Genomic DNA, 8826 nt, shown 5'->3' with positions numbered 1-8826 from the left:
ATTTTGTCCAACTATAGCTTGTATCCTACTAAAGTGGGTGGATATTTTATGCCCTAAATTTATTTAGGACGCTATTGATTCATTATCTGTAAAATTTCCAGACAATGCTGTTTTCATTAAATCTTTGGAAGGTCTTAACAATTCAAATCCGCTATCTTCATCAGGAAGTCCCTTCACAACACGTGTAATCATTCCTCCTGCATTTAAATTCCATCCCATTCCTACCAATCCTGCAATATCATTAACTTTTACACCATCTGTATAATAAGTTAAATTTAAATTTAGATTAATATCTCCATTTTTTAATGAATAAATTGGAATCTGATGACTAAAACCACCTTTATTTCCACTTATATCTAAATTTCCATTTTTTGTAAAAAAATAATTTTCTAAAGAAGGAGGTGTAACTTCTGTACTAGGAACATAACTATTTTGCTGAGCATAAGTATAAGACAAAGCTAATAAAGCAAGTAGCACTATATTTTTCTTCATGTATTACTTTTTAATAATTTTAATAGATTCAGTTTGGTTATCGTGGTTGATTTTTAGGATATAAACTCCACTAGGATAGTTTCCTAAAGAAATTGGTGTAGAACGGTATTTCACGTCTTTTGATTGTAGATGTTGCCCTATTAAATTATAAACGTCAACAGATGCTTTTTTGAAGTCTTTATTGATTAAAATATTCACCACATCTTGGGTTGGGTTGGGATAAGCTTCTATAAATACACGTTTGATATCATCTGTATCTTTTCCTAATTTCACTAAATAAAAATCAGATTGACCTTTATTTCCTTTGGCTTGTTGTGTAGAGTTTCCAAATAGTATAATTGACCCATCACGAGTAGTGATTGCTTTTTCAAGGTAATTAAATCCTTTTTCTCCAAAAGTTTTAGACCATTTTTCTGTTCCATTTTCATCAAATGACTTTGTGATGTAATAACTTTCAATAGAAGAAGTTGTCGTTTTTTGTTGTAAAGTTGAGATTTGATTGGCTGTTAAAATAAACGTATCATTAATGGATTGAATTTCTGTGATGGATAAATCTTTTTGTTCTTCTATTTTGGTTGTTTTGTGAGGTTGAAGATTCAAATCTGTTTGAATAATTTTTGTCTGAATTTTACTCCCATTTTTTTCATTAATAGCAAACAAATAATTATTCTCTTGTTCTTGAAAAGAAATCAAAAAGTTTTCAGCATTTAAACCTAAATTATTCTCCGAAATAATTTCTCCTTTTTGATTAATTTCGACAATCCAAGTTGAATTGAATTCATGATCAATTGTTTTATTGCCACTTGCTGGAGAATTAGAATTTCCAACCAACAAAAATCCTTTTTTAGTCTCAATAACTGATTTTAATTTATCATCAAACAATCCTCCAAAGGTATTTTCCCAAAGAAGTTCTCCTTTTTCATTTAACTTGATAATGTAGTAATCATTTCCTCCAAAATGTTTACTTTTCTTTAGTTCAGAAGAAGCAGAATTGGAATTTGAAGCAATTAAATAACCTCCATCATTGGTTCTAATCACATCAACAGGAATATCATTTCCATTTCCTCCAAAAGAATTTTGCCATTGTAGTTTTCCCTGTGCATCAATTTTTATCACCCAAATATCTTCAGCTCCTTGATTATTGGATGTTTTATCTCCTGATTTTGATGATGTAGAAGCTCCTGCTAAGATATACCCTCCATCAGCAGTAGGCTTAGCCGTATATAAGAAATCTGAACCGTTTCCTCCAAATGAATTTTGCCATTCTTGCTTCCCATTTTCATCCATTTTCCAAATGAAATAATCTAAACTTCCTTGATTTTTCTTTTGGATATCTCCTGTTGCATCAGAAGCAGAACTGCCTAAAATCAAGAATCCATAATCAGGTGTAGAAATAGCATTATAAAGATATTCTGCTTGTTCTCCTCCTATAGATTTTTCCCACAACACATCTTGTTGTGCTGATAGCCCATACATAGAAAATAAACAGAATACCGACAGTAGAGTTTTTCTCATATATGTTAGTGTTAATTAGTAATCGAATATACTCCTTTTTTTGTAAATGATTGATATTTAACAAAAAATAATATTCTGCTATAGTAACTACGTTTAAAAGAATTGCACGCCAAAAAACATTAAAATAAAAAAGGAGCTAATTAATAGCTCCTCATTTATTTTGGAAAGTTTTTTTTGCTAATTATTATTTAACAAATTAATACGCTTTTGCATATAAAACTCTGTATTTTGCTGGTTTTCCAGAGAAAACATCTACTCCTTCAGTAGGCGTTTCAAAAGCTTGAGGAATACAACGAATTGTTGCTTTCGTCTCATTTTTTATAGCTTCTTCTGTTTCTTCTGTTCCGTCCCATAAAGCTGAAACAAAACCACCTTTATTTTCGATAATATCTTTGAATTCTTCAAAAGTTGTTGCTTCTGTTGTGTGAGTATCTCTAAAATCTGACGCTTTTTGGAATAAATTAGTTTGAATATCTTCTAATAATTTTTCTACTTCAGTTGATACATTATCTAAAGCGATGAATTGTTTTTCTAAAGTATCACGACGAGCAAGCTCAACATGACCTTTTTCTAAATCTTTTGGACCAATTGCGATACGTACAGGAACACCTTTCAATTCGTATTCAGCAAATTTCCAACCTGGTTTCGTTTTATCATCATCATCAAATTTGATCGAAATTCCTTTCGCTTTCAATTCAGACGAAAATTTATCCACCACTTGACGAATTTCTTCTAATTGTTCTTCTGTTTTATAAATTGGAACAACAACAACCTGAATTGGCGCTAATTTTGGAGGTAAAACTAATCCTAAATCGTCAGAATGCGTCATAATTAATGCACCCATCAAACGAGTAGAAACTCCCCAAGAAGTTGCCCAAACATATTCTTGTTTTCCTTCTTTGCTTGCGAATTTAACATCAAAAGCTTTTGCAAAGTTTTGCCCTAAAAAGTGAGAAGTTCCCGCTTGTAAAGCTTTACCATCTTGCATCAACGCTTCGATTGTATAGGTATCATCAGCACCCGCAAAACGCTCAGAATCTGACTTTCTTCCTTTTACAACTGGAATTGCCATAAAATTCTCTACAACATCCGCATATACTTCTTGCATTTGTTGCGCTTCCGCAATTGCTTCTTCTTTTGTTTCGTGAGCTGTATGCCCTTCTTGCCATAAAAACTCGGCAGTTCTCAAAAACAAACGCGTACGCATTTCCCAACGCACAACATTTGCCCATTGATTAATCAAAATTGGTAAATCGCGGTACGACTGAATCCAACCTTTGTATGTACTCCAAATAATTGCTTCTGAAGTTGGACGAACAATTAATTCTTCTTCTAATTTTGCTTCTGGATCTACAATCAACTTTCCTTTGTTATCAGGATCATTTTTCAATCGATAATGCGTTACAACCGCACACTCTTTCGCAAAACCTTCTGCATTTTTTTCTTCGGCTTCGAATAAACTTTTAGGAACAAATAAGGGGAAATAAGCATTTTGATGACCTGTTTCTTTAAATCTTTTGTCTAATTCTGCTTGTAGTTTTTCCCAAATAGCATAGCCATATGGTTTGATCACCATACACCCTCTAACCTTCGAATTCTCAGCTAAATTTGCTTTTACAACAAGCTCATTGTACCACTTAGAATAATCCTCAGCACGAGTTGTTAATTTTGCCATAATCTTTTATATTTGTTGATAAGTTTCGTATCTTTACTTGGCATTAAAATTGCCTATAAATTTATGCAAATTTAATTATTACAAACGATGTAAATTTATAATTATGAACAAAGTTTATAAAATTTCTAATAAAATTTCTGCAACTACATTAATTCTTGTGGCTGCATTAGGAATTTCATCTTGTTCGACTTATCAACCAAGTGGTTACGAAAGCGACGGAGTTTACTATAATCCGAAAACAGATAAAACCTATCAACAAGCTCAACTACAACATGGTAACGAGCAAGGAGAACAAGAAAATAAAGGGGAAATAAAAATTGGTAGTCCATACTTCGATGCAGAAGGAAATGGTGCTGAACAATTTTATTACCAAGATGATGTTGATAGCACAAATGATAATACTCAATCTAAATCAGCAACCAAAGTTAAAATTAACGGATATGGTTTAGGTGGTTACAATTATTTTGGAAACAACGACTATACATTAACTTATAACGGATCGAGTAATTATAACTGGGGACGTAATGATGGTGTAGAAATTAATATCTGGAACAACTATCCTTGGTACAGCTACGGATGGGGAGGTTTCTATAATCCATATCGTTGGGGATATTACAATCCTTGGTATGGTGGATGGTACGGAAACGGATTTGGTATTTCATTCGGATGGGGATGGAACGATCCATGGTATAATGGATATTATGGTTGGGGTTGGAATAGACCTTACTACGGTGGATATTACGGAGGTTACTACGGATGGAACAATTGGTACGGATATCCTGGTTATTATGGATATGGATATGGATACAATCGTCCAAGAGGAATTTATTCTCAACCAGGTTACAGAAATGGTGGTCGTTTAAATAACACGATTAATTCTACTCGTCCTGTTGGAAGTTTAAATGGTAGAAACAACCAAATCTCTACAGGTTTAAGACCAACTCGTGATAATACAATTAACAATACAACACGTCCAACTCGCGAAGTAAGACCAGGTGCAGACCAAAGTCAAATTAACGGAACTCGTCCTACAAGAGAGGTTAGACCTTCTGTTAATCAAGGACAGATGAATAATACACGTCCAACTCGTGAAGTAAGACCAAGTGTAGACCAAAGTCAAATTAACGGAACTCGTCCTACAAGAGAAGTTAGACCTTCAATTAATCAAGGACAAATGAACAACACGCGTCCAACTCGTGAAGTAAGACCGACACAAACACAACAGCCTACTTACAACACAAGACCGACTCGCGAAGCTCAACAATACCAACAACCAACGAGAAGCTATGAAAGAACAAATAGCATGAACAATTCTCGCCCATCATATTCTACACCTTCTCCAAGTAGAGGTAGTAGTATGAGTAGCGGAAGCATGGGAGGTGGTTCTCGCGGAAGTAGCACAGGAGGAGGCTCTCGTGGTGGAGGAAGAAGATAACTAGATTTAGATCATATAAAAATGAAAAAAATATTATTAAGCCTTTGTACCTTAGTTGGTACATTGGCTTTTGCACAACAGAACAAAGGATACGAAACTCAGTATTCTACAAATGCTATAAATTTATATTCGCAAGATATTAACAGCGGAAATGCTAAATATATTGGTGTTGGTGGAGCTGTTGGTGCATTAGGAAGTGACATTACTTCAGTCGAACAAAACCCTGCTGGATTAGGAGTAGCAATTAACTCTGATGTCCAAGTAACAGCTGGTGTTTCTACTTTTAGCAACAAAACTAATTTCGGAACAAATATCAAAGAATCTGAAAGTAATTTTGATTTCCAACAATTTGGAGGAACATTTGTTTTTGCAAATGAAGCTTCAAAATGGAATCGTTTCACAGTTGGCGTAGCTTATCTTAATCAGCGTTTAGACAATTATTCATCAATTGGAACAAATGAAGGAATTAAATTTTCTGAACCAAATGGAACTTTCAATGGTTACATTAAAGATATTGATGGATATAAATCTAAATTCTCTGTTAATTTAGGAACAAGTTATGACGACAAAGTTTATTTGGGATTTGGATTAAACTTCCACGAAACTAACTATTCTGGTTACGAACAATATGCAGAGCGTGATGACGACAATGGAAAAACCTACGTATACAATGCAGATGGAGCTCCATATAGTGAAATTGGACAAGGATTTTCTTTCTCTTTAGGTGCTATTTACAAAGTGAATCACAATGTACGTTTAGGCGCAGCCTATCATTCTCCAGTTTGGTACAATATTTCTAAAGATTTTTACTCAGCTAATTTTAACAGTGATAAAACTGCTGTAGATTCTTATTATATGTATTCTTCTGATTATGATATGACTCGTGGTGGACGTCTTGTAGGAAGTTTAGGTTTTGTTGTTGGTAAAAATTTATCTCTGGGTGCTGATTATACGTACCACATGAACAATGACACGAAACTAAAGCCTACACAATATTTTAATGGAGATAATAATTTCATCAATGATGTTGTAAAAAATTCAAGTGAAGTTAGAGTTGGTGCAGAATACCGTGTAGATCGTTTCAAAGTAAGAGCGGGTTATAATTATATAACTTCTCCTTACAAAGATTTTACGATGGATATTGCGAACGAAAACAATGTTGTGACAAATGCAGCTGTTTTATCGAAAGCATTTCAAGGAGATATCAATCGTGCAAGTTTTGGTTTAGGATATGATTTTGGTGGATTCTATATAGATGCAGCTTATCAATATCAAACGCAAAAATATCAACAATTGATTGGTGGAACAGATTATATTAATATTAATAATGAATTTGTTTCTTTACCTAATACTTATGCTCCAAAAGTTAAATTAGACAACAATTTATTCTTATTGACATTAGGTTGGCAATTCTAATAAAAAAAATAGATATAAAAAAAATCGGATGAAATTCATCCGATTTTTTTGTAGTACTAAATATTAACTTATCATAGTTTTAAACAAAAACTATTAGTTTATTCTTTTGATAGAAGACATTCCAGAAGTGCTCACTTTCGTTTTCAAACCATTTTCGTCTACATAACGAACAGAACTCGCTCCAGAACTATCAGCAGTCAAACTATTCACAGCCCAAACTGTTGTAGAACTTGCTCCTGAACAATCAACAACTACATTCGCAGCTTTCAATTCTTTTCCAATAAACGAAGAAGCTCCTGAAACTGAAATGTTTAAATCCTGTACATTTCCAGAAATTTTCATACTTGATGCACCAGAATTATCAACCGAAATAGAATTCGAAACCACATCTAATTTTAAATTACTAGCTCCTGATAAATCAACAGCCATTTTTTCTACTTTCTGCGTTGGCAAAACGGTAACACTCGTTGCACCTGATAGATCAAACGAACGTAATTTTTGATGAGGGAATTTAATTTTAATAGAAGAATTTTTCAAGTTTACGGTTCCATTAATTTTCATAACCAAAACACCATTTTTCACTTCAGTCGTGATTCTATTCATAATATTATCTGGCGCTTCAACAGAAATTTCACCATTATAATTACCATCAGAAACAGTAACACTTATTGCACTGCTTACATCAATTCCTTCAAAAGAAGATATCTTACGCATTTCTGTAATTGTATTACTACTTGCCTCTACTCGGTCTAAATAATTAGAAACTGGCGATTTAGAATTTAAATCTACCGAACAGCTCGCAAATCCTAACGAACTGAATATTAAAATTGGAAGAAAAATGTATTTCATATTGATGTCTTTTATTATTAAGACGTATTAACTTCTAAAAAGTTACAAAAAATATTCACTTTATTCAAATTTCTAAATCAATCCGTCATAAATATTTAGTAATTTCGCTAACTATGAAAATCATCAGTTACAATGTAAATGGAATTCGCGCTGCGATGACTAAAGGTTTGGTTGAATGGTTAGAAGCTGCACAACCAGATGTTTTTTGTATTCAAGAAACAAAAGCAATGCAAGAACAAGTGGACACAAAACCGTTTGAGGAATTGGGTTATCACATTTATTGGCATGCAGCGGAGAAAAAAGGATACAGTGGAGTTGCTATTTTCTCGAAAATAAAACCTAATCATGTACAAATAGGAACTGGAATAGATTATATTGACAAAGAAGGTCGCGTTTTGAGACTTGATTTTGACAATGTTTCGGTAATTAGTTTGTATTTGCCAAGTGGAACAAATATTGATCGATTAGATTTTAAATTACAATTTTGTGAAGATTTTAAAGATTACATCAAAGAACTTAAAATCTCTCATCCAAACATTGTAATTTGTGGCGATTATAACATTTGTCACGAAGCAATCGATATTCACGATCCTGTTCGTAATGCGAAAGTTTCTGGTTTTTTACCTGTCGAAAGAGAGTGGATGACTGCTTTTCTTGATGAATGTAATATGATTGATTCTTTTCGTTATTTTGTAAAAGAACCTCATCATTACTCATGGTGGTCTTATCGTGCAAATGCGCGCAACAATAACAAAGGTTGGAGAATCGATTACAATATGGTGAGTAATACATTAGAAAAAAATATGACGCGTGCAACGATTTTACCAGATGCAAAGCACTCAGATCATTGTCCTGTTTTATTAGAATTAGACGTTTAAGATTATATAAATGAAAAAAATTGTACTTTGTTGTTTAACACTTTTTGCAATTGCAAGTTGCGTTCCTCAGAAACAACACCAAGAATTGGAAGCTAATTATTACAGAGCTTTAGACGATCAATCAAATACATCTAAAGATTTGACATTAGCTAATTTGAAAATCGAAACTCTTGAAAAAGATTTAGCAAAAGCTAAAAGCGAATTATACATCAAAGATACAGCTTTGACAAATGCGCAAGCTATGATTAGAATGGCTCAAAAAGAACATGATACTAATTTGCAAGAATTGTATTCTGCATTGAATAGTTCTGGAGAAAAATCAAAACTTTTCTATACTCAATTAAACGAAAAAGAAAAGCAAGTTGCAGAATTAACTCAAAAAGTAAAAGATTTAGATGCTAAGATTGATCAAAAAGATACAGAAATCTTCAATCTAAAAAGACAAATCTTAACACAAGAGATTAACCAAAAGGTTTCGGAAGCAACAGCTACGCCTCCTAAAACAACAACTCCAGCAAAACCAAAAACAACAACAAAAAAGTAAATATAAAAGTCTTATCATAATT

At 33.0% G+C, this 8826-nt stretch carries 8 protein-coding genes; 4 read left to right on the top strand and 4 right to left on the bottom strand.

The window, feature by feature from the left end; all coding sequences use genetic code 11:
• Window positions 1-63 precede the first annotated feature (63 nt).
• From HXZ69_RS07730 to proS, 3 genes are all read right to left on the bottom strand, one after another.
• Entirely contained in the window at window positions 64-492 is a 429-nt protein-coding gene (locus tag HXZ69_RS07730; RefSeq protein WP_286495558.1) for a hypothetical protein, read from the bottom strand.
• A 3-nt stretch (window positions 493-495) separates the two neighbouring features.
• On the bottom strand, window positions 496-2007 hold the full coding sequence (locus HXZ69_RS07725; RefSeq protein WP_286495557.1) for a T9SS type A sorting domain-containing protein: 1512 nt from the start codon (window positions 2005-2007) through the stop codon (window positions 496-498).
• Window positions 2008-2203: 196 nt separating this feature from the next.
• Window positions 2204-3682: a proline--tRNA ligase gene (gene proS / locus HXZ69_RS07720; RefSeq protein WP_286495556.1), complete on the bottom strand. Its 1479-nt coding sequence runs from the start codon at window positions 3680-3682 to the stop codon at window positions 2204-2206.
• A gap of 103 nt (window positions 3683-3785) precedes the next feature.
• On the opposite strand from proS, the gene HXZ69_RS07715 reads away from it, so the two are divergent.
• Window positions 3786-5117 carry a hypothetical protein gene (locus HXZ69_RS07715; RefSeq protein WP_115001801.1) on the top strand — a complete coding sequence of 444 codons (1332 nt, stop codon included), beginning with the start codon at window positions 3786-3788 and terminating at the stop codon, window positions 5115-5117.
• A 21-nt stretch (window positions 5118-5138) separates the two neighbouring features.
• Window positions 5139-6533, top strand: coding sequence for an OmpP1/FadL family transporter (locus tag HXZ69_RS07710; protein WP_286495555.1), 1395 nt, complete (start codon window positions 5139-5141; stop codon window positions 6531-6533).
• A gap of 93 nt (window positions 6534-6626) precedes the next feature.
• Here HXZ69_RS07710 and HXZ69_RS07705 read toward each other — a convergent pair whose 3' ends face one another.
• Window positions 6627-7382, bottom strand: a complete 756-nt coding sequence (locus HXZ69_RS07705) for a head GIN domain-containing protein (protein WP_286495554.1) — start codon at window positions 7380-7382, stop codon at window positions 6627-6629.
• A 113-nt stretch (window positions 7383-7495) separates the two neighbouring features.
• On the opposite strand from HXZ69_RS07705, the gene HXZ69_RS07700 reads away from it, so the two are divergent.
• Together HXZ69_RS07700 and HXZ69_RS07695 are read left to right on the top strand one after the other, a co-directional pair.
• On the top strand, window positions 7496-8260 hold the full coding sequence (locus HXZ69_RS07700; RefSeq protein ID WP_286495553.1) for an exodeoxyribonuclease III: 765 nt from the start codon (window positions 7496-7498) through the stop codon (window positions 8258-8260).
• A gap of 10 nt (window positions 8261-8270) precedes the next feature.
• The gene (locus HXZ69_RS07695) at window positions 8271-8804 is read left to right on the top strand and encodes a hypothetical protein (RefSeq protein ID WP_038332722.1); all 534 of its coding nucleotides are present in this window, start codon (window positions 8271-8273) and stop codon (window positions 8802-8804) included.
• The last annotated feature ends 22 nt before the right edge of the window (window positions 8805-8826 follow it).

Source organism: Empedobacter sp. R132-2 (genome assembly GCF_030324375.1).
Taxonomy (GTDB): Bacteria; Bacteroidota; Bacteroidia; order Flavobacteriales; family Weeksellaceae; genus Empedobacter; species Empedobacter falsenii_B.
Note: the sequence above shows the minus strand (reverse complement) of the source record. Positions and strands in the feature narration are given on the sequence as shown.